General features: G+C 37.6%; 22 protein-coding genes. 21 read left to right on the top strand and 1 reads right to left on the bottom strand.

The features are described from left to right. Window positions 1-149: 149 nt before the first annotated feature. Together ypjB and ACFFHF_RS13120 are read left to right on the top strand one after the other, a co-directional pair. On the top strand, window positions 150-944 hold the full coding sequence (ypjB, locus tag ACFFHF_RS13125; RefSeq protein ID WP_160547156.1) for a sporulation protein YpjB: 795 nt from the start codon (window positions 150-152) through the stop codon (window positions 942-944). 60 nt (window positions 945-1,004) lie between these two features. Then, window positions 1,005-1,685, top strand: a complete 681-nt coding sequence (locus tag ACFFHF_RS13120) for a zinc metallopeptidase (RefSeq protein WP_160547157.1) — start codon at window positions 1,005-1,007, stop codon at window positions 1,683-1,685. A 28-nt stretch (window positions 1,686-1,713) separates the two neighbouring features. Here the strand turns inward: ACFFHF_RS13120 and ACFFHF_RS13115 are convergent, their stop codons facing one another. Next, window positions 1,714-2,586: a YitT family protein gene (locus tag ACFFHF_RS13115; protein ID WP_377058350.1), complete on the bottom strand. Its 873-nt coding sequence runs from the start codon at window positions 2,584-2,586 to the stop codon at window positions 1,714-1,716. Window positions 2,587-2,850: 264 nt separating this feature from the next. On the opposite strand from ACFFHF_RS13115, the gene ACFFHF_RS13110 reads away from it, so the two are divergent. The 19 genes from ACFFHF_RS13110 (at window position 2,851) to ACFFHF_RS13020 (ending at window position 20,048) form a co-directional block, all read left to right on the top strand. After that, window positions 2,851-3,174, top strand: coding sequence for a nucleotide pyrophosphohydrolase (locus tag ACFFHF_RS13110; RefSeq protein WP_377058352.1), 324 nt, complete (start codon window positions 2,851-2,853; stop codon window positions 3,172-3,174). Between the two features lie 2 nt (window positions 3,175-3,176). Continuing rightward, window positions 3,177-3,974 (top strand): 4-hydroxy-tetrahydrodipicolinate reductase, encoded by a 798-nt coding sequence (dapB, locus tag ACFFHF_RS13105; protein ID WP_377058349.1) that lies wholly within the window; start codon window positions 3,177-3,179, stop codon window positions 3,972-3,974. 16 nt (window positions 3,975-3,990) lie between these two features. Further along, window positions 3,991-4,413: a methylglyoxal synthase gene (gene mgsA / locus ACFFHF_RS13100; protein ID WP_160547160.1), complete on the top strand. Its 423-nt coding sequence runs from the start codon at window positions 3,991-3,993 to the stop codon at window positions 4,411-4,413. Beyond that, complete coding sequence (gene bshB1 / locus ACFFHF_RS13095) at window positions 4,403-5,110, top strand: bacillithiol biosynthesis deacetylase BshB1 (RefSeq protein ID WP_377058348.1); 708 nt, start codon at window positions 4,403-4,405, stop codon at window positions 5,108-5,110. Before mgsA ends, bshB1 begins: the two co-directional genes overlap by 11 nt. 5 nt (window positions 5,111-5,115) lie before the next feature. Then, entirely contained in the window at window positions 5,116-6,276 is a 1,161-nt protein-coding gene (gene bshA, locus ACFFHF_RS13090; protein WP_377058347.1) for an N-acetyl-alpha-D-glucosaminyl L-malate synthase BshA, read from the top strand. Continuing rightward, window positions 6,260-7,459 carry a CCA tRNA nucleotidyltransferase gene (locus ACFFHF_RS13085; RefSeq protein WP_160547163.1) on the top strand — a complete coding sequence of 400 codons (1,200 nt, stop codon included), beginning with the start codon at window positions 6,260-6,262 and terminating at the stop codon, window positions 7,457-7,459. Before bshA ends, ACFFHF_RS13085 begins: the two co-directional genes overlap by 17 nt. Further along, the gene (locus ACFFHF_RS13080; RefSeq protein ID WP_377058351.1) at window positions 7,444-8,424 is read left to right on the top strand and encodes a biotin--[acetyl-CoA-carboxylase] ligase; all 981 of its coding nucleotides are present in this window, start codon (window positions 7,444-7,446) and stop codon (window positions 8,422-8,424) included. Before ACFFHF_RS13085 ends, ACFFHF_RS13080 begins: the two co-directional genes overlap by 16 nt. Before the next feature lie 243 nt (window positions 8,425-8,667). Beyond that, window positions 8,668-9,504: a 3-methyl-2-oxobutanoate hydroxymethyltransferase gene (gene panB, locus ACFFHF_RS13075; protein WP_377058346.1), complete on the top strand. Its 837-nt coding sequence runs from the start codon at window positions 8,668-8,670 to the stop codon at window positions 9,502-9,504. Continuing rightward, the gene (panC, locus tag ACFFHF_RS13070) at window positions 9,501-10,346 is read left to right on the top strand and encodes a pantoate--beta-alanine ligase (RefSeq protein WP_160547165.1); all 846 of its coding nucleotides are present in this window, start codon (window positions 9,501-9,503) and stop codon (window positions 10,344-10,346) included. The genes panB and panC overlap by 4 nt, the downstream gene beginning before the upstream one ends. Before the next feature lie 30 nt (window positions 10,347-10,376). After that, window positions 10,377-10,760, top strand: a complete 384-nt coding sequence (panD, locus tag ACFFHF_RS13065; protein WP_119708924.1) for an aspartate 1-decarboxylase — start codon at window positions 10,377-10,379, stop codon at window positions 10,758-10,760. A gap of 118 nt (window positions 10,761-10,878) precedes the next feature. Next, entirely contained in the window at window positions 10,879-13,677 is a 2,799-nt protein-coding gene (locus tag ACFFHF_RS13060) for an ATP-dependent DNA helicase DinG, 3'-5' exoribonuclease type (RefSeq protein WP_377058345.1), read from the top strand. Between the two features lie 76 nt (window positions 13,678-13,753). After that, a complete protein-coding gene (locus ACFFHF_RS13055; RefSeq protein ID WP_160547167.1) occupies window positions 13,754-14,608 on the top strand; it encodes a ComEC/Rec2 family competence protein in 855 nt (284 codons plus the stop codon). Window positions 14,609-14,786: 178 nt separating this feature from the next. Continuing rightward, window positions 14,787-14,957, top strand: a complete 171-nt coding sequence (locus ACFFHF_RS13050; RefSeq protein WP_340904474.1) for a YpmA family protein — start codon at window positions 14,787-14,789, stop codon at window positions 14,955-14,957. Window positions 14,958-14,972: 15 nt separating this feature from the next. After that, complete coding sequence (locus ACFFHF_RS13045) at window positions 14,973-15,446, top strand: cell wall elongation regulator TseB-like domain-containing protein (protein WP_340904472.1); 474 nt, start codon at window positions 14,973-14,975, stop codon at window positions 15,444-15,446. A gap of 19 nt (window positions 15,447-15,465) precedes the next feature. Further along, the gene (locus ACFFHF_RS13040; RefSeq protein WP_160547169.1) at window positions 15,466-16,656 is read left to right on the top strand and encodes a pyridoxal phosphate-dependent aminotransferase; all 1,191 of its coding nucleotides are present in this window, start codon (window positions 15,466-15,468) and stop codon (window positions 16,654-16,656) included. Between the two features lie 212 nt (window positions 16,657-16,868). Beyond that, window positions 16,869-18,164 (top strand): asparagine--tRNA ligase, encoded by a 1,296-nt coding sequence (gene asnS, locus ACFFHF_RS13035; protein ID WP_377058344.1) that lies wholly within the window; start codon window positions 16,869-16,871, stop codon window positions 18,162-18,164. A 120-nt stretch (window positions 18,165-18,284) separates the two neighbouring features. Continuing rightward, complete coding sequence (locus tag ACFFHF_RS13030) at window positions 18,285-18,992, top strand: DnaD domain-containing protein (protein WP_377058343.1); 708 nt, start codon at window positions 18,285-18,287, stop codon at window positions 18,990-18,992. Between the two features lie 62 nt (window positions 18,993-19,054). Continuing rightward, window positions 19,055-19,723, top strand: coding sequence for an endonuclease III (nth, locus tag ACFFHF_RS13025; protein WP_160547172.1), 669 nt, complete (start codon window positions 19,055-19,057; stop codon window positions 19,721-19,723). Further along, a complete protein-coding gene (locus ACFFHF_RS13020) occupies window positions 19,710-20,048 on the top strand; it encodes a YpoC family protein (RefSeq protein ID WP_377058342.1) in 339 nt (112 codons plus the stop codon). Before nth ends, ACFFHF_RS13020 begins: the two co-directional genes overlap by 14 nt. The last annotated feature ends 132 nt before the right edge of the window (window positions 20,049-20,180 follow it).

Here is a 20,180-nt window from a genome sequence, read left to right as displayed (position 1 = left end):
TAGGTTGGTGTTTGGTGTGGTAACCTCACTATTTCCTAAAATTCAGGGGGTGGCAATTTTTTTGCTCAAAAAGCCCTCTATCAAGGTATTTTATAGCCTATTTAATATAAAAGTTTTGACAATACGTAGTATAAAGAGGGGGGACAAGTATGAAAGCAAGAGTTGTTATATTTATATGTATATTGATTCTACTATTTCCTATAACGATACATGCAGATGAGACGTCGCCTATCGATAAGTTAAACTCAATCTCAGATGAAGCCCTACAAATGGTGAGATCATCGCGATACGATGATGCTCATAAGCTTCTTTTGTATTTTTCTGAAGAATTCATTAGCATGGACCAAAGACCATTTTCGATGGATGAACTACGGATTGTAACGGTCGCACATAATGAAGCGTTAGAGGCAACAGCTAATGATTCACTGGAACATTCAGAGATTGTAAATAAAGTAACAAAGTTTCGTCTAGTTATGGACGCCATTAATACAGGGGGTCAACCTCTTTGGACCGAGATGGAAGGTCAAGTACTTATGGTATTTGGTGGTGTTAAGGAAGCGGTCAAAAGTGGACATTCAGAGAGGTTTCATGAGCAATTAAATTCTTTCCTGTCATTATATCAAATGATTTATCCTAGTTTAAAACTCGATATTAGATCCGAAAAAGTCCAAAGACTTGATACAAAAATCAATTATATCGATCATTATCGGCCGAAAATACTTTCCGAGGAAAGTAGTATGAAGGATTTAGATTCAATAGAAAGTGATTTAAAGAGTATTTTTGAAGGAATGACGGAAGATGAAGCGGATCCTTCCCTTTGGTGGGTTATCTTTACAACTGGTAGTATTATTGTCGCAACTTTATCTTATGTAGGATTTAGAAAGTATGCCGGAGAAAAAAATCAAAGGCGGGAGAAAAACCGCTCAAGAGAGCTAAAAGATTGACATCATTTATGGTCAATAATAAAATTGGGGTAACAACTAGTTTTGAATTGGAGGAACATAATGACAACCCTTATTTACTTTGCTTTGATTATTTTGGTTCCACTTTGGGCTCAATTTAAAGTGAAGAGAGCTTACGCAAAATATTCAAAAGTAGCTGCTTCTTCCCATATGCCTGGTGCAGAGGTAGCTCGGAAAATTTTGGATTCCAACGGTTTATATCATGTCGGTGTGGAAGAGACTCGAGGACATTTAACAGATCATTATGATCCAAGAGTAAAAACAGTAAGACTTTCTTCAGAGAATTATCACGGTCACTCTGTTGCAGCAGCTGCGATCGCTGCACACGAGGTTGGACACGCGATTCAAGACGACCAGAATTATGCGTTCTTACGCTTTAGACATGCATTAGTTCCTGTTGCGAATTTAGGTTCAAACCTTTCTTGGATATTAATTATGGTTGGTATTTTTGCTCAAATTAGTGGGTTACTTTTATTAGGAATTGTCTTCATGGCAGCAGCTGTTGTTTTTCAGGTTGTAACTCTGCCAGTAGAATTCAATGCTTCCAATCGTGCGATGGACCAAGTGGTTTCAATGGGAATCATTCGTAATGATGAAGAAAGAGAAACAAAGCGCGTGCTTGATGCAGCAGCATTAACATATGTTGCAGCAGCAGCAGTAGCTGTTCTTGAGCTAGTACGTTTAGTATTGATCTATACTGGTATGGCAAGAAGTGAAGATTAAACAAAAAAACAGCCACTTGGCTGTTTTTTTAATGCTCAATGGGGCGTTTGTTTTCATCTAATGTAAATCCCTCTCCTAATACATCATGCACCATTGTAACAGAAACAAATGCGTGAGGATCCACTGAAGTGATGACCCGTTTTAATAGAACGATCTCGTTTCGACCAACAACGCAGTAAAGAACTTCCTTTTCTTGCTTAGAGTAAGAACCGTGGCCTTTAAGAACGGTAACACCTCGTTCCATTTCGGTCATAATTTTGTCTGCAATTTCTTGGTTCTTCTCAGAAATAATGATGGCCCCTCTTGCAGAATAAGCTCCCTCTTGCATGAAATCAATGACTCTAGCACCCACAAATACGGCGACAAGGGTGTACATCGCTTCTTGGTAGGTTAAGTAGAAAATTAGGGATAGTGTAATAACTACCACATCAAATAAAAACATTGTCTTCCCCATACTCCAGCCTATGTATTTATGTACGAGTCGAGCAATTATATCAACACCACCAGTAGTTCCTCCAAAACGGAAAATAATTCCTAGGCCGACACCGATAAATACACCCGCAAAAAGAGCCGCAAGAGTTAGATCGTCTTTAAGTGGCATATTGATTTGATATCGCTGAAAAATCCATAAAAACACGGATACAGATACCGTACCAATAAGTGTATATAAAAAGACATTTTTGCCCAATAACCTCCACCCAATGAAAAATAGGGGGATATTTAGAAGCAGATTTACATAGGATGGATCCCAGTTAAATAGAAAATAAAGCAAAAGAGTGATGCCAGTAAACCCACCTTCGGCTAAATTGTTTTGCATATTAAAATGGACAATTCCAAAAGAAAAGATGGCTGAACCTAATAGGATGAAGAATATATTCTTTATCTTTAGAGAAAAAAGCATTGTATCTACCTCACTTTAAAAATGGAAAATTTTAAGCTTGTACACAGGCCGTATTAATTATAAGTGAAATGGAAGTTTAAACGCAATAATCCTCTAAAGAGAATCACTCGTTCCAGCTATCTTGATTAATAAGCCTTTTCCCCTAATTTAAAATATTTGTAAATAGTGGACCTTTTAGCTAACATTGTAATATTAGGTGTAGAGAAAAATGGCTGCACACGATATGATATGAGGTGAATACCTTTGGAAAACAGTAAGAAGACAATGACGCAACTGCAAGAAGAGGTAAATACATACATAAGCCAGTTTAAGGAAGGGTATTTTAGTCCACTTGCAATGCTTGCAAGAATGACTGAGGAACTTGGTGAACTAGCTAGAGAAGTAAATCATTATTACGGTGAGAAACCAAAAAAAGCATCGGAGAAAGAAAATACGATTGAAGAAGAACTTGGAGATATGTTATTTGTTCTCATTTGCTTTGCAAACTCACTGAATATTGATTTAGAAGAATCCCATAACCGTGTAATGGAGAAGTTTAATACACGAGATAAAAATCGATGGACAAGAATTGAAACGGAAGGGGAATAATTATGGAAAAGATTAAAGTAGTAGTCGCAGGACCTCGTGGAAGAATGGGTACTGAAGCAGTAAAGCTTGTTATGAATACGGAGGAATATGAACTTGTTGGAGCAATAGATTATAAGAATAATGGATTGAAGCTTAGTGATGTAGGGTTTCACTCGGCAGATGCACCTATTTTTACGGATATTGAAGAATGTTTCAATACAGTTAAACCTGATGTATTAGTTGACTTAACAACACCTGAATTTGGAATGTACCATGCAAAAACCGCTCTACTACATGGCGTTAGACCGGTTGTTGGTACGACCGGTTTTTCTGATGATCAATTAAAAGAGCTAGAACGTCTTTGTGATGACCAAAAAAGAGGCTGTATTATTGCCCCTAACTTCGCTCTTGGGGCAGTATTAATGATGAAATTTGCGCGACTTGCAGGTAGATACTTCCAAGATGTTGAGATTATTGAGTTACACCATGATCAAAAACTAGATGCACCATCGGGAACGGCCTTGAAAACGGCCCAGATGATTGCAGAAGAAAGGGATTATAAAGAGCAAGGGCATCCAAACGAAAAAGAAACGTTGTCTGGAGCAAGAGGAGCAAATTATGAGGGAATGCATATTCATTCCGTTCGTCTACCTGGGTTAATTGCCCATCAACAGGTCATGTTTGGTTCATCAGGTCAAACCCTTTCCATTCGCCATGACTCCTATAATCGTGAGTCGTTTATGTCAGGTGTGAAGCTGGCAGTTGACTCAGTGATGAAGCTAAATGTGTTTGTTTATGGTTTAGAAAATATTATTGAATAACTAGGGGGGAATTATTTTGAACATTGCCTTAATTGCTCATGATAATAAGAAGGATGAGTTAGTACGTTTTGCAATTGCCTATAAAGAAATTATAGAAGAGCATACCTTGTTTGCAACGGGAACAACTGGCCTAAGAATTATGGAAGCAACGGGATTGTCGATTCAGCGATTCCAGTCAGGGCCACTTGGCGGGGACCAAGAGATTGGGGCAATGATCGCTAAAAATACAATGGATATGGTGTTCTTCTTTAGAGATCCTCTTACTGCGCAACCGCATGAACCAGACGTAACCGCGTTAGTACGCCTTTGTGATGTGTATTCCATACCGTTAGCAACTAATATTGGAACGGCGGAAGTTCTAATAAAAGGACTCGAGCGTGGTGACCTTGCTTGGAGAGACATCATCCATCAAGAACAAGGTGAGGGCAATGACAAATAATATACATATCCTAGCCTTTGGAGCACATGCAGATGATGTGGAAATTGGCATGGCTGGAACTGTCGCAAAATACACTTCGGAAGGAAAAACGGTCGTAATTTGTGATTTAACAAAAGCTGAGCTTTCAAGTAACGGAACAGTAGAACTTCGCCAACAAGAAGCAATGAAAGCGGCAGATATTCTCGGTGTAAAAGAACGAATTACATTAAATCTTCCAGATCGAGGTTTATTATTAACTGAGGAAGCGATTCGTCAAGTCGTTCATATCATTCGGAAGTTTCGACCGGAGATTGTTTTTGTTCCCTATGGAAAAGATCGTCACCCTGATCATGGAAACTGTGCAAGAATCGTGGAAGAAGCCTTTTTTTCTGCCGGCATTCAAAAGTTTCAGACAGGGTTTGATGATAGCGCCTTTCGACCTAAGCAGCTTTACTACTATATGATTAACGGATTTTCTACTCCTGATTTCGTCATCGATGTGTCGAACACCTATGAAAAGAAGAAAGAAAGTCTAGAGGCATATAAGAGTCAGTTTACAAAGCAAGAGGATAGCGTAGACACACCGCTTACGAATAATTATATTCCAGCTTTGGAGGCAAGGGAGCGTTTATATGGTAAAGAAGTTGGAACTCTTTACGCAGAAGGGTTTAAAGTAAGAGCTCCAATTTTACTCAATCGTGATTTACTAGGAGAATAACAACCATGAATAAAAAAATGAAAATAGGTATTACCTGTTATCCAACAGTAGGGGGCTCAGGAGTTATTGCTACAGAACTTGGGAAGATGTTGGCAGAAAATGGGCACGAGATTCATTTCATTTCTTCGAGTCTCCCATTTCGGTTGAATAGGATGTACCATAATGTGTATTACCACCAAGTAGAGGTAAACCAATACTCGGTTTTTCAATACCCACCATACGATATTGCTTTAGCTAGCAAAATGGCGGAGGTGATCAACCGTGAAGAGTTGGACCTTCTTCATGTGCATTATGCAATTCCGCACGCTGTTTGTGCCATTTTAGCACAGCAAATGAGTGGAAGGGATGTAAAGATTGTCACTACACTACACGGTACGGATATTACTGTATTGGGGTATGATCCTTCATTAACGGATGCTATTCGATTTGGTATTGAGAAATCAGATATTGTTACAGCAGTGTCTAAATCTTTGATTAGTCAAACATACGATCTAATAAATCCTGATAAAAAAATCGACGCGGTTTATAACTTTATTGATGAACGGGTCTATAAACGATCAGAGTCCTCTCATCTTAAAGAAGAGTATGGAATACTTCCGGAAGAAAAGATCATCATTCATGTGTCTAATTTTCGACCAGTGAAAAGGGTACAGGATGTTGTTCGTACATTTGAGAAGATTACAAAAAGAATTCCTGCAAAGTTACTACTTGTAGGCGATGGCCCAGAAATGATGGTCGTTTGTAAACTAGTTAAAAAGCTAAATATTGCAGATAAAGTATTGTTTCTAGGAAAACAAGACAGTGTAGAGGAGCTTTACTCTATTAGTGACCTCATGCTTTTATTATCTGAAAAAGAAAGCTTTGGATTAGTTGCATTAGAGGCGATGGCGTGTGGTGTCCCATGTATCGGAACTAATGTAGGAGGTATACCTGAAGTAATCGACCATGGACAAAGTGGGTATATTTGTGAACTTGGTGATATAGAGGATATGTCTGAAAAGGCCATTGATCTTCTACAACATCCACAGAAGCATCAACAGTTTTCAGAAGCCTCTGTTAAGCTTGTAAGAGGGAAATTCCAAGCGACGACGATCGTGAAGCAATACGAAGACTTATATAAAAGTTTATTGCAAAGTGGTGAACAACCATATGAAAGAACCGTTTAAGTCAGCGATTCCAGTCCTTGAGTTAATCGAAAGATATGGGTTTAAAGCATACTTTGTGGGAGGCTCTGTGCGTGATTATATACTAGGTCTTCCAATCAATGATATTGATATTGCCTCTTCTGCGACACCTAGTGAAATTAAAGAGATATTTCCAAAAACAATTGACTTGGGTATTGAACATGGTACGGTCATGGTTCTGCACAATAACCATTCGTATGAAATTACAACCTTTCGCTCTGAGTCAGATTATGTGGATTTTCGGAGACCAACTTCCGTAACATTTATTCGATCCATTGAAGAAGACTTAGCTAGGCGTGATTTTACCATGAATGCGGTGGGAATGAATCGTTTTGGGGAGATACTTGATCCCTTTGAAGGAATAGTAGATATCGAAGCTAAAACCATTCGTACCGTAGGAATGGCCAGTGAGCGATTTTCAGAGGATGCGCTTCGTATGCTAAGAGGAATCAGGTTTGTTAGCAAGCTGGGTTTTGTATTAGAATCGGATACATACCAAGGGATAAAGGACAATAAACACCTACTTACACACATTGCGGTTGAAAGAATTGCAGCTGAATTAGACAAACTGCTCAGTGGATATCATACGTCTCAAGGCATTCAGTTGCTGATAGACACGGAAATATATAAATACATACCGGGATTACCTGATAAAAAAGCAGCCTTGTTGGAACTTTCCCAATTGCAAATACATTCATTATTCATTGATGAAAAATGGGCTTTATTTTCACATCTTATACAAAAAGGTGAAAAAGAGATTAAACAATTCCTTAGCTCATTTAGATTCTCGAATAAAAGAGTTCAACAGATTTCCTATATGTCGAAATGGTTAAGTGAACGCTTTAGAAATAGCTGGTCAATTGATTCCGTATATGCTTGTGGAAAAGAGACGGCGCTTCAAGTGGAGAAGATTTACCAAGCTTACCAAAGTAAGGTGGATTCCTTTGCAGTAGACAGACTTCAAGCAATCATTGACGCACTGCCTATTCATTCTTTAGCGGATATAAAAGTATCAGGCTCAGACCTAATTGAATGGAAACAGAAAAAAGCAGGGCCGTGGGTGAAGGATGTACTTAAGGAAATTGAAACAGAAATTCTAAATGGTAGGCTTGAGAATGACAATGAGGTTATTAAAGAATGGGTGACAAAATGCAGTCTGAATTAAGGAAAAAGCTTCTTGAGGCATTTACGAACTCCGAGCAAGAGTATGTGTCTGGACAGTATTTAGCAGATGTAATGGGTTGTTCTAGAACCGCTGTATGGAAGCATATCGAGGATTTAAGAAAAGAAGGATTTGAATTAGAGGCCGTTAGGAAAAAAGGATATAAAATCTTAAACTTGCCAAAAAGTATTTCAGCTGATCGCGTACAATTGGGGTTGAAGACAGAGTTCATAGGTAAAGTTATTCATTATGAAGAAACAGTTGATTCTACTCAAAAGATCGCCCATTTGTTATCGCATGAAGGGGCGGTAGAAGGGACCGTTGTGATTGCCGAGGAACAAACAGGTGGAAGAGGCAGAATGGATCGTGCGTGGCATTCTCCAAAATCTACGGGAATTTGGATGAGCCTTATTTTAAGACCGAAAATACCCATTCAAAGAGCACCACAGCTTACTTTACTTACTGCTGTTGCAATTGTACAAGCAATTGAAGAAACAACTACATTAACTCCGCAAATTAAATGGCCGAATGATATTCTAGTTGAGCAACAAAAAGTGACAGGGATATTAACGGAACTTCAGGCAGATGCGGACCGAATTATTTCGGTGATCATCGGGATGGGTTTGAATATTAATCAAACAGAAGATGATTTTCCCCCTGAACTGCGTCAAATTGCTACTTCCTTACGTGCGAAGGAAGGGAAGGAACTTGACAGAGCTGAAATAATAAAAGTCATATTCCAAAAGTTTGAAACCTTATACATGCTTTTTTTAGAAAAAGGGTTTTATCCTATTAAGTTATTATGGGAAAGCTATGCAATAAGTGTCGGAAAAGAAATCACAGCAAGAACCTTGAATGGTTCTATTAGTGGAAAAGCTCTTGGAATTACCGATGAGGGTGTGCTGAAGGTAGAAGATGCATTAGGTGAAATACATCAAATTTATTCCGCAGACATAGAACTTCACTAATTTGTGAATAGATAATCTAAAAGGTTTTTGCTATAATTTGAAGCGTCGGGCAGTATCCACGGTGAACTGCACCATTTGTGTAAATACAAAATTTTATAAGTAGTCTGCCTAGATCCAAAGATGGACCGGGACAGAGGGATAAACAAAACAACAAATTTTTCAGGAATCCTTCTGTGTATTTTTAGGATTCCTTTTTATATTGTATACAAATGTTTTGTTCCTCTCCGGGAAAGGAGAATGTATATGAAACAGTTGAATGATTTTAGAAGTATGAAAAAAAATGGTGAGAAAATCGTTATGTTAACCGCGTACGATTATCCTTCGGCAAAACATGCAGAAGGTTGTGAAGTAGACATGATCCTTGTAGGTGATTCATTAGGAATGGTTGTGTTAGGGTATGATTCCACCATTCCAGTAACAACAGCTGATATGATTCACCACAGTAAAGCAGTAAGACGTGGAGCTTCCAATACTTTTACAGTTGTCGATATGCCTTTTATGAGCTATCATTTATCCGTCCGCGATACATTAATCACTGGCGCAAAGATGATTCAAGAAACCGGAGCACAGGCTCTAAAGCTTGAAGGTGCAGATGGAGTACTTGAACATATCCAAGCTTTAACTAATGCAGGAATTCCTGTTTGTGCACATTTGGGTCTAACCCCTCAGTCAGTAGCTGTGTTAGGTGGTTACAAGGTTCAAGGCAAGGATGCTCAAGCGGCACAAAAAATAATACATGACGCGAAGCTTTGTGAAGAAGCAGGCGCATTTATGCTTGTTTTAGAATGTGTACCAAAGCAACTAGCAAGGGAAATCACGAAGCAATTATCTATTCCCGTCATCGGGATTGGTGCAGGTGTGGAGGTAGATGGTCAAGTTCTTGTCTATCATGATGTAATTACTTACGGTGTCAATAGAGTTCCAAAATTTGTGAAGACATATGGAAATGTAGATGAGGTAGCTACTAAAGGAATTTCAGCTTATGTATCTGAGGTGAAGAGCTGTCAATTTCCTTCAGATGATCAAAGCTTTTCCATGAAAGAAGAAGAGTTAATAGGTCTGTATGGAGGAGAAAGATGAAAGTAATTACCTCAATTTCACAAATGCAACAGGAAGTTCAAGCGCTAAAAAATGACAAGCTTTCAATCGGTTATATCCCAACTATGGGCTACCTTCATGAGGGGCATGTCCGTTTAGTAAATAAAGCAAGAGAAGAAAATGATATTGTAATTATGAGTATATTTGTCAATCCATTACAGTTTGGACCGAATGAGGACCTTGATGCTTATCCGCGTGATTTTGAGCGAGATCGTGAAATAGCTAAAAATGAAAAGGTAGATTATATTTTTTATCCATCTGTTGAAGAGATGTATCCATCGAAGCCTTCTGTTACACTTGTTGTTCAAAAGAGGGTTGATGTCCTTTGCGGAAGCACAAGGCCAGGCCATTTTGATGGCGTTGCTACTGTATTAGCGAAGCTTTTTCATATTATACAGCCAACTCGTGCGTATTTTGGTATGAAGGATGCGCAGCAGGTAGCGGTCGTGGATGGGTTGATTACTGATCTTCATTTTCCAATTGAATTAATTCCTGTAGAAACGGTAAGGGAAGAGGATGGATTAGCAAAGAGCTCCCGCAATGTAAGATTAACGTCTAAAGAGCGAGAGGAAGCATCTGTTCTTTATAAAAGTTTAAAAGAAGCTGAAAAACAAATCTTTGCAGGTGAAAGAGATATTGAAGTAATCATCTCCAACATGAAAAATACAATAAGTAAGAACTCATCAGGAGCGGTTGATTATATAGAAATCTACTCTTATCCAGAACTGGAAAACCTAGAGATTCTAGAGGGGAAATTCATCATCGCTCTTGCAGTGAAGTTTTCAAATGCTCGCTTAATAGATAATCTGGTAATCACGCTATAGATAAATAGTAGACGGAGAGGAGAAATGACTATGTTTCGTACGATGATGAACGGAAAAATCCATCGCGCAAGAGTTACGGAAGCGAATTTAAATTATGTTGGAAGCATTACCATTGATACAGATATTTTAGATGCAGTAGGTATGGTTGCTAATGAAAAAGTACAAATTGTGAATAATAATAATGGAGCAAGATTTGAAACATATATTATCCCTGGAACAAGAGGTAGTGGTGTGGTTTGCTTAAATGGAGCAGCAGCACGATTAGTCCAAGAAGGCGACGTAGTGATCATCATCTCATACGCATTAGTTGCTGAAGATAAGGTTGCCTCCCACGAACCGAAAGTAGCCATTATGAATGAGCAAAATCAAATTGTAGAATTACTTCATGCGGAACCAGAAAGAACGATACGATAATTCCCCCTTCCACAGGGGGTTTTTTCATAGCCATATTCAATTCAATCAATGGCTTCTACTTTTTCTTTTGGCAAATTTGTGTTACCGTTTGATTGAATGAATGTTCGAGGTGTGACGAATGACAAATCGTTTTGTAGTAGTAGATTTAGAAACCACAGGAAATTCACCGAAAAAAGGGGATAAAATTATTCAATTTGCCGCTGTAGTGGTTGAAAACGGTGAAATTAAAGAAACGTTTTCTTCTTTGGTAAGTTCACATAAACCTATCCCTCTCTTTATCGAGGAGTTGACGGGTCTTAATAATGACATGTTAAAGGACGCGCCAACCTTCTCTGAGATAGCACCGAAAATTTTACAATTACTAGATGGTGCTTTTTTTGTCGCTCATAATGTTTTATTTGACCTTTCATTTCTTCAGGAAGAGTTAATTGATTCAGGGTATGAAGGATTTTTTGGACCTGTTATTGATACAGTTGAGCTTTCAAGAATAGTCTTTCCTACGGCTGATAGTTTTAAATTAACCGACCTTTCGATTCAAGAGGGACTGGCACATGATCGTCCACATCAGGCGGATAGTGATGCATATGTAACAGCTGAGTTATTCCTTATTTTAATTAATTTGTTAAAGGGTCTTCCTGAAGTCACTTTAAGGCAGCTCTTAAAGCTCTCTGGGGGCTTAAAAAGTGACATCGCCTTGTTGCTAGATGAGTATGTACTAGGTAAGTCTAGCGCAAGAGACGTGATGCCTGAAGGACTGGAAATATTTCAAGGTCTTGTTTTGAGGAAGAAAGAAGAATTAGAGGAGATAGATCATCCTTCAGAGGGAATCTATCCAAGCACGACCGAAGAAAAAGAAGCAATGTTTCAAAAGGCATTTAAGGATTATGAGAAGCGAGATGGGCAGGTTCAAATGCTCGACCATGTGTATTCAGCTTTTCAAGAGGAGCGTCATGCTCTGATCGAAGCTGGAACAGGGGTCGGTAAATCATTGGCTTATTTGTTACCAGCAGCGATATTTGCTAATAACACAAATCATAAGATTGTGGTAAGTACGTACACGACACAACTTCAAGAACAGCTGCTATCAAAAGATATTCCTTTGTTAAAAAAAATGGTGGATTTCCCTCTAGAAGTAGTACTCATAAAGGGGAGACACCATTATATAAGTCTCGAAAAGTTTCACCAATCTTTATACGAAGAGGAAGATAATTACGACACAAGCTTAACTAAGATGCAAATCTTAGTATGGCTAACACAAACAGTAACAGGTGATTACGAGGAGCTGAACTTATCAAGCGGTGGCCTTCTTTACTGGAATCGAATAAAAAATGATAGTTCTTCCTTCGTGAATGATCGATCATGGCTATCTCACGATTTCTATTTTCTCATTAGACAACGGGTAAATGATGCACAGATTATTATTACAAATCACTCATTGTTAATGGTTGATTTGAATGCAGAGAATAGTATCCTTCCTCCTTTTGAATATGTCATTATAGATGAAGCTCATCATTTCGAAAAAGCTGTGGGCAAGAGTTTTAATCAATCTATTGATTATTTATCGTTAAGAATGCTTTTAAGTCAGTTTGGTAGTACCGATCAAAGGCAAACCTTCTTTGAATTTGAGCAAATCTTAAAGAAATTAACTATTGAAGACGACGAGCAACTTTTACATTCTTTTCAAATGAATCAAATGATTGCTGAACTTCAGTTTGAATTAGACGACTTATTTAGAGCAATTGCATTATTTGTTAAAAAGAACGCTAAAAAAGGAAACCAAAGATTAATAAAAAGAGTGACCCATGATGAATCAGCTAAAGAGTGGAACTCGGCGGTTGCTTCTGCAGAGCGATGTCAGTTTTTATTGAAGGATTTACATGAGAGTTTATGTAAATGGGTTGATTTTGTAAAAAGCCAACAATTTACGCTTGATGAACATCAAAAAATAACAATGAATGAGGTAATTTCGTTCTTAGATGAGATTGAACAGATTCGTACCCAAATGAAGAATCTTATTATTCAGCCTTTGCCTTCACATGTGACCTGGATTGAAATGGATGGAAGAGCAACGCAAAATTTAACGACTATCTATTCTCAACCAGTAATTATTTCTGAATTTTTAAAGGAATATTTTTTTGAGAAGAAAAAAAGTGCGGTACTTACTTCTGCTACTATGACAGTAAATCAATCATTTGATTATGTTTTGGATTCATTAGGACTAGGGAAAAAGGATTGTAGTACCCTGCATATCCCTTCTCCTTTTGCCTATAAAGAGCAGGTCCAAGTTTTAATTCCTGAAGATTTACCGGAAATAAATAAGGTACCTATATCAGATTATGTGGCAGCCATTACAGAACATATTATCTCTATTGCAGAAGTCACAAAAGGTAGAATGCTTATACTCTTTACTTCGTATGATATGTTAAAGAAAACACATGATCTGATAAAAGAAAGTGGTCTGTTAGATGACTATGTTCTATTTGCTCAAGGAATTACAAGCGGAAGTAGATCGAGACTAACTAGAAATTTTCAGCGGTTTGAAAAATCAATCTTATTAGGAACAAGCAGTTTCTGGGAAGGGATTGATATACCAGGGGAAGCTCTAAGTTGCCTAATTATCGTTCGATTGCCTTTCACACCTCCTGACGACCCAATTGCGGAAGCAAAAGGAGAATTAATGCAAGCAAATGGTCAAAATCCTTTTTCAAAGCATTCATTGCCTGAAGCTGTATTACGATTTAAACAAGGTTTTGGAAGGTTAATCAGAAAGAACACGGATAGAGGGTTTGTTATTATATTTGATCGAAGAATTGTGACAACCACGTATGGGAAAGCCTTTTTAAAATCGATTCCTTCCGTTCCAGTAAAAACTCTAGATATTAATGAAATGTTAACCATAATAGAAGAATGGCTTTAAATAACATGTCCCCTCTAAATGGATAAATTTTCTTAAACATCACAAACTAAAATTTAGAGTATTAGGGGGGACGAATATGAGTTTGATTTTTACTTTCTGCATGATCTTAGCCAATTGGTATTATATACCTGCGGATTCTCCGTTTGTACCTGCTGAAGTAGAAAGCATTGACTTGAACTTAAGAGAAGATGAATTAGCCGTTACATTTTTGCCTTTAACAAATGGGGAAGCAACGCTTATCCAAAATGGACAAGGAGAACATATCTTAGTAAATACAGGTCACCAAGATACAGAGGAAGAATTAAAACGCGTATTAAAGCTATATAAGGTTAGTCAAATTTCTACCATCATCTTAACAAGCCCGGAAGAGGGGTATGTCGGGAATTTGAATATGCTTGTTGAATTTTATGATGTAAAGCAGGTTATCACTAGCAAGTCTATAGCAGAGAAAATAGAAACGATAAAAACGGGAAGTAACGAGATACAGGATATAGGGATACATCTTTGGACGCAGGGTACTAAGCAAAAGCTTGTTCAAAATCTTGAAGCAGAAGTTTTATTCGATGGTGCTTCAAAAGATGAAGGCTTGGACCTTTCTTTTACATATAAAAGTAGTCGATTCCTCATTCTTACATCAATGACCGAGGAATCAAATCGTACCTTAACCAAGTATGATCTTTCAAATGTAAACATCGTCAAAATCCCACAATTTGCAATGGAGAATTCCATAAATGAAAAATTATTAAGACATATGGATCCTCAATTGGCTGTTATTTTTCAATCCAAGCATATAGCCCCCCATCAGGATATATTAAAGCTACTTCAAGATATATGGCTGGATGTTCATTACACAAAAATGCACGGAATTCTAACAATTAAATTCACGCCTACAAATTATGAAATCATTTCTATTTCCAAGTCAGAGGAATAAAAAAATCCGCGCCTATAAAGCGCGGGAAAATTGTGTGTGAACTAGAAAAAAATTTAATATCAATCGCTCAAAAGCTGTTATAATGTTTGGTAAGAAATAAGCAGTTGCTTAAATATATTGTAACCTTTTGTGAAAAAGCTATTGCTAACAAATATTAGAGAATGGAGTGAAATCAGTAGTGGAAAGTAAAATAGAGGTATTGTCAACTGTAAAGGTTGAGTATACATCAGACCTTTATAAGGTAGTCGATGCCTTAAACCGGACGTTAAAAAGAGAGAATTTAATGTTCGGCCTAGCTCTCGATCAACAAGACAAATCAAAAGCTGTATTTACAATTTATCGTACATAAAGTGGTGCTAAATTCATGAAGAAGTGGTTTTGGATTGCAATCATTGGTGTAATTATCCTTATAGGAATTACAGTTAAAATATATTTAAACGCAACTGAGCCAGTTGCTGACGCGGAAAGTCGAGCTACAGCAATCGCTAAGGAAGAAACAGAAATAACAGATATTACTGAATTTTCGCTTTACCATGGTTCTAATGCGTATTATGTTGTGCAAGGTAGTAATAAAAAAGGGGAAAAGCTGATCGCTTGGATTCCTGAAAAAGGTGGGAAAATAGTGGTCTTACCTGCAGATGATGGAATCACAAAGTCTGAAGCAATTAATACTTTATCTAATGAAGTTTCTCCAGATCAAATTATAGATGTACGATTGGGTATGGAAAAAAACAACCCACTATGGGAAATTTACTATCGTTCAAACAACGATAAGATTAACTACTTCTACATTGATTTTGAAACAGGGGAAGAAGTTAGAGAAATAAAGAATTTATAACTTTTTGGAGGCAAGGAAAATGGGATTTGCATTGGCGAAAAGAGTAAAGGCATTAACACCATCAACAACATTAGCAATTACTGCAAAGGCAAAAGCACTGAAGGAAGAAGGCCATGATGTAATTGGTTTAGGGGCTGGTGAGCCAGATTTTAATACGCCACAGCATATCATTGATGCGGCGGTTACATCAATGAATGAGGGGCACACAAAGTATACACCTTCTGCAGGATTGCCAAAGCTATTAGCTGCGATTGTGGAAAAGTTTAAAGAAGATCAAGGCATTGATTATACAGCAAAAGAAATCATTGTTACAAATGGAGCCAAACACGCTCTCTATACACTTTTTCAAGTAATATTAGATGAGGGTGATGAAGTCATCATCCCAACTCCATACTGGGTAAGTTACCCTGAACAAGTAAAGTTAGCTGGAGGACAACCAGTTTATATCGATGGACTGGAAGAAAATGAATTTAAAATTACACCTGCTCAATTGTCTGAGGCTATCACAGAAAAGACAAAGGCGGTAATTATCAATTCTCCAAGTAATCCAACGGGAATGTTGTATTCAGAGAAGGAGTTATTCGAGCTAGGTCAAATTTGTTTACAAAAAAATGTATTAATTGTTTCCGACGAAATTTATGAAAAGCTTGTTTATGGAGAAAATAAACATGTTTCTATTGCTCAACTATCTCCTGAATTAAAAGAACAAACGATCATTATTAATGGTGTGTCAAAGTCACATTCCATGACTGGATGGAGAATTGGATATGCAGCAGGAAATCGTGAAGTGATTGCAGCTATGACCAATCTTGCTAGTCATAGTACATCAAACCCAACGACAACTGCTCAATTTGGCGCAATTGCGGCTTATAACGGTTCACAGGAACCTGTTACTGAAATGAAAAAGGCTTTTGAAGAGCGCTTAAACATTATTTTTGAACAGTTATTACAAATCCCTGGCTTTACATGTGTGAAGCCACAAGGTGCATTTTATCTATACCCAAATGCAAGCAAAGCGGCTCAAGCCTGTGGGTATGATTCAGTTGATGGATTTGTGGAAGGCTTACTGGAAGAGGCAAAGGTTGCTGTTGTACCAGGTTCTGGATTTGGAACACCTGATAATATTCGCCTCTCGTATGCGACGTCATTAAACCAGTTAGAAGAAGCTATTAAACGTATAAAAACTTTCGTAGAAAATAAAATGGCTTAACATAAATATAACAGGGTGCCTAGGTGGCATTCTGTTTTTTATTTGATATAAACTTGATAGTCTATATTTCGAATTGTATAATGAGATGGGACTTTACGCATTCAAACGAAGTTTAAACTGTTAAAGAGAAGTTGATACTTACTTATAGGTGTTATAAACAAATATTTTATACATACTCTTAGCTTCTTTTTAGATTTTTGGAGGGAATTGTCGTGAATAAAACAACTATTTCACAAGTTCACAAATATGTTGGTGAAGATGTTAAAATTGGTGCCTGGATAGCAAATAAGCGTTCTAGCGGAAAAATAGCTTTCCTTCAGCTTCGCGATGGGACAGGCTTTATTCAAGGTGTTGTTGTAAAAGCAGAAGTGTCTGAAGAAGTATTTCAGCAAGCAAAAGGAATCACGCAAGAATCTTCTGTTTATGTAACAGGAACAGTACAAAAAGATGAGCGTTCTCCATTCGGCTACGAGCTGCAAGTTAAAGGAATTGATGTGATTCATCAATCGGTTGACTATCCAATTACACCAAAGGAACATGGAACAGAATTCTTAATGGATAATAGACATCTTTGGTTACGTTCTAAACGTCAGCATGCGGTAATGAAGGTTCGTAATGAGATAATCCGAGCTACGTATGAGTTTTTTAATGAACAAGGATTTACAAAGGTGGATCCTCCGATTTTAACAGGTAGTGCGCCTGAAGGAACAACGGAATTGTTTGCAACAAAGTATTTCGACGAGGATGCATATCTTTCACAAAGTGGACAGCTATATATGGAAGCAGCAGCGATGGCATTAGGAAAGGTATTTTCATTTGGGCCGACTTTCCGAGCAGAAAAATCCAAAACGCGCCGACATTTAATTGAGTTTTGGATGATAGAACCTGAAATGGCATTTGTGGAGTTTGAAGAAAACTTAGAAGTTCAAGAACAGTACGTGTCACATATTGTTCAATCTGTCCTGAAAAATTGCTCACTAGAATTGAAAACATTAGGTAGAGATACGGAGAAACTTGAGAAAATTCAAGCACCTTTCCCTAGAATCAGTTATGATGATGCCATTAAATTTTTACACGAGAAGGGCTTTACTGATATTTCTTGGGGTGATGATTTTGGTGCTCCTCATGAAACGGCGATTGCAGAAAGCTATGACAAGCCTGTCTTTATTACCCATTACCCTACCACATTGAAGCCATTTTATATGCAGCCACATCCTAACCGTGAGGATGTTGTATTATGTGCTGATTTGATTGCTCCAGAAGGATATGGGGAAATTATCGGCGGTTCAGAGCGTATTCATGATTATGAGATGTTAAAGCAACGCTTAACGGATCATGGATTAGCTTTAGAAGCATATGAATGGTATTTACAATTAAGAGAATTTGGCTCTGTTCCGCATTCAGGATTTGGTCTTGGTTTAGAAAGAACAGTAGCGTGGATAAGTGGTGTCGAGCATGTTAGAGAAACCATTCCATTCCCACGTTTATTAAACCGCTTATATCCTTAATCAAAGAAGAAGCTCGCTTATGCGAGCTTTTTATTATGGGTCTAGTATATATTTGGCAATCACTGAAAGGTCCTTACTGATCATCATACTTCATGTTATACTAAAGGGGAGGTGTCTTGTATGAAAGAAAATATGCTTGAATGGATGAAACTAGGGAATACTACGCTTCCTAATGCGCTGTTAACTTCTTATAAACTTCTTAATATTGATGAAACGGAATTATTATTATTAATTCATGTATATAGTTTTACTGAGAGAGGCAATAGTTTTCCAACCCCGAATGAGATTTCTTCTCTAATGACAATTAACAGTACTCAGTGCTCTGATATGCTTCGCCGACTTATCCAAAAAGGGTTAATTGAAATTCAAGATGGGCATTCAAGTGATGGAATACGATTTGAAAAGTACTCACTGGACCCACTATGGGACAAATTATTGGATGTTTTTTTACAACAGAAAAAAGCCAAAGATGTGATGAATCAACAAACAATAGAAACGGACGTGTACACTTGCTTTGAACAGGAATTTGGTAGACCATTATCCCCATTTGAGTGCGAGACCCTTGCTCTTTGGATGGACGATGATCGGCATGATCCAGTGATTATTAAAGCTGCATTAAAGGAAGCTGTTATTTCAGGTAAGTTAAATTTCAGATATATTGATCGCATCCTTTTTGAGTGGAAAAAGAACGGAATCAAAACGGTTGAGCAGGCAAAAAACTATGGAAAAAGATTTAGACCGCATCAACAACAAACGAAAAATAAACAGATTGAGCGACCAGAAAATAAAACCGAGCCTATTCCATTTTATAATTGGCTCGAACAATAAATCGTGCACGAGAGCAGAGTCTCTCCTTTTTTTTACATTTTTTTGAAAGTTGAGTGGATGAAATGCTGAATAAAGAACAAATAAGAGTTTGTTTAGATACAATGGGGGAGATGTTTCCTGAAGCGCATTGTGAATTAAATCATTCAAATCCTTTTGAACTTGTGGTAGCAGTGGCGTTATCTGCCCAATGTACCGATGTACTTGTTAACAAGGTAACAAAAACATTGTTTGAAAAATATAAAACTCCTGAAGATTATTTGAACGTTTCACTTGAAGAGTTGCAAAACGACATTCGATCCATTGGTCTCTTTCGAAACAAGGCAAAAAATATTCAAAAGCTTTCTCAGCTTCTGATAGATGAATACAATGGGGAAGTACCTATGGATCGCGATGAGTTAACCAAGCTTCCTGGTGTTGGTAGAAAAACTGCCAACGTAGTCGTATCTGTGGCTTTTGGTATACCAGCTATTGCAGTTGATACTCATGTTGAGAGAGTGAGTAAAAGACTGGCCATATGTCGGTGGAAGGATTCTGTATTAGAAGTTGAGAAAACACTAATGAAAAAAGTACCGAGGGATGAGTGGTCAGTAACCCACCACCGAATGATCTTCTTTGGCCGATATCATTGCAAAGCACAAAATCCTCAGTGTCCAACCTGTCCATTATTGGACTTATGTCGAGAAGGAAAAAAGAGAATGAAAGGGCAATTGGTTGTTCATGAGAAAAAATGATATTCAAAATGGATTTCTAGAATGGAAAACTATAGAGGGACGACTTGGGGAGCTTATTAGGATTAGAGAAAAACAAGAAACTGCTTTGCTAATGGATAAAGGCTTATCTTTATTTTATAAACAGCTATTGTTAGTAAATAATATGGAACCGAACCTTGAAAATAAAGCCTTAAAAGAATTAAAAATTAAGCCCATTAATGTCGAGGAAAGATTGAGTTTTATCCAGGGTAGACAGGGCTCTTTCCATTCTTTTAAGCAATTAGTAGAGCTCTTTAAGGAACTGGAAAAGCAATACGCAAAAAAGGCATCTTTAGAAAAATTCTAAAGATGCCTTTTGTGCGTGTGGCAGCACGCTTCGCTATAGGGTGAAAGTCCCGAATACAACCGCCGTTCAGTCGGGAAGTATTAGCTGACAGACAGTGCGAAGTCCGTGAGGATTCGTGCGGAGGGTCTGAAG

Source organism: Robertmurraya beringensis (assembly GCF_042433785.1).
In the GTDB taxonomy this organism is placed as follows: Bacteria; Bacillota; Bacilli; order Bacillales; family Cytobacillaceae; genus Robertmurraya_A; species Robertmurraya_A beringensis.
This window is presented reverse-complemented; position numbering and strand designations above follow the sequence as displayed.

Coding starts and splice junctions, on each gene's coding strand:
- ypjB (WP_160547156.1), top strand. CDS start 150: ATGAAAGCAAGAGTTGTTATATTTATATGTATATTGATTCTACTATTT.
- ACFFHF_RS13120 (WP_160547157.1), top strand. CDS start 1,005: ATGACAACCCTTATTTACTTTGCTTTGATTATTTTGGTTCCACTTTGG.
- ACFFHF_RS13115 (WP_377058350.1), bottom strand. CDS start 2,586: ATGCTTTTTTCTCTAAAGATAAAGAATATATTCTTCATCCTATTAGGT.
- ACFFHF_RS13110 (WP_377058352.1), top strand. CDS start 2,851: ATGACGCAACTGCAAGAAGAGGTAAATACATACATAAGCCAGTTTAAG.
- dapB (WP_377058349.1), top strand. CDS start 3,177: ATGGAAAAGATTAAAGTAGTAGTCGCAGGACCTCGTGGAAGAATGGGT.
- bshB1 (WP_377058348.1), top strand. CDS start 4,403: ATGACAAATAATATACATATCCTAGCCTTTGGAGCACATGCAGATGAT.
- bshA (WP_377058347.1), top strand. CDS start 5,116: ATGAATAAAAAAATGAAAATAGGTATTACCTGTTATCCAACAGTAGGG.
- ACFFHF_RS13085 (WP_160547163.1), top strand. CDS start 6,260: ATGAAAGAACCGTTTAAGTCAGCGATTCCAGTCCTTGAGTTAATCGAA.
- ACFFHF_RS13080 (WP_377058351.1), top strand. CDS start 7,444: ATGCAGTCTGAATTAAGGAAAAAGCTTCTTGAGGCATTTACGAACTCC.
- panB (WP_377058346.1), top strand. CDS start 8,668: ATGAAACAGTTGAATGATTTTAGAAGTATGAAAAAAAATGGTGAGAAA.
- panC (WP_160547165.1), top strand. CDS start 9,501: ATGAAAGTAATTACCTCAATTTCACAAATGCAACAGGAAGTTCAAGCG.
- panD (WP_119708924.1), top strand. CDS start 10,377: ATGTTTCGTACGATGATGAACGGAAAAATCCATCGCGCAAGAGTTACG.
- ACFFHF_RS13060 (WP_377058345.1), top strand. CDS start 10,879: ATGACAAATCGTTTTGTAGTAGTAGATTTAGAAACCACAGGAAATTCA.
- ACFFHF_RS13055 (WP_160547167.1), top strand. CDS start 13,754: ATGAGTTTGATTTTTACTTTCTGCATGATCTTAGCCAATTGGTATTAT.
- ACFFHF_RS13045 (WP_340904472.1), top strand. CDS start 14,973: ATGAAGAAGTGGTTTTGGATTGCAATCATTGGTGTAATTATCCTTATA.
- ACFFHF_RS13040 (WP_160547169.1), top strand. CDS start 15,466: ATGGGATTTGCATTGGCGAAAAGAGTAAAGGCATTAACACCATCAACA.
- ACFFHF_RS13030 (WP_377058343.1), top strand. CDS start 18,285: ATGAAAGAAAATATGCTTGAATGGATGAAACTAGGGAATACTACGCTT.
- nth (WP_160547172.1), top strand. CDS start 19,055: ATGCTGAATAAAGAACAAATAAGAGTTTGTTTAGATACAATGGGGGAG.
- ACFFHF_RS13020 (WP_377058342.1), top strand. CDS start 19,710: ATGAGAAAAAATGATATTCAAAATGGATTTCTAGAATGGAAAACTATA.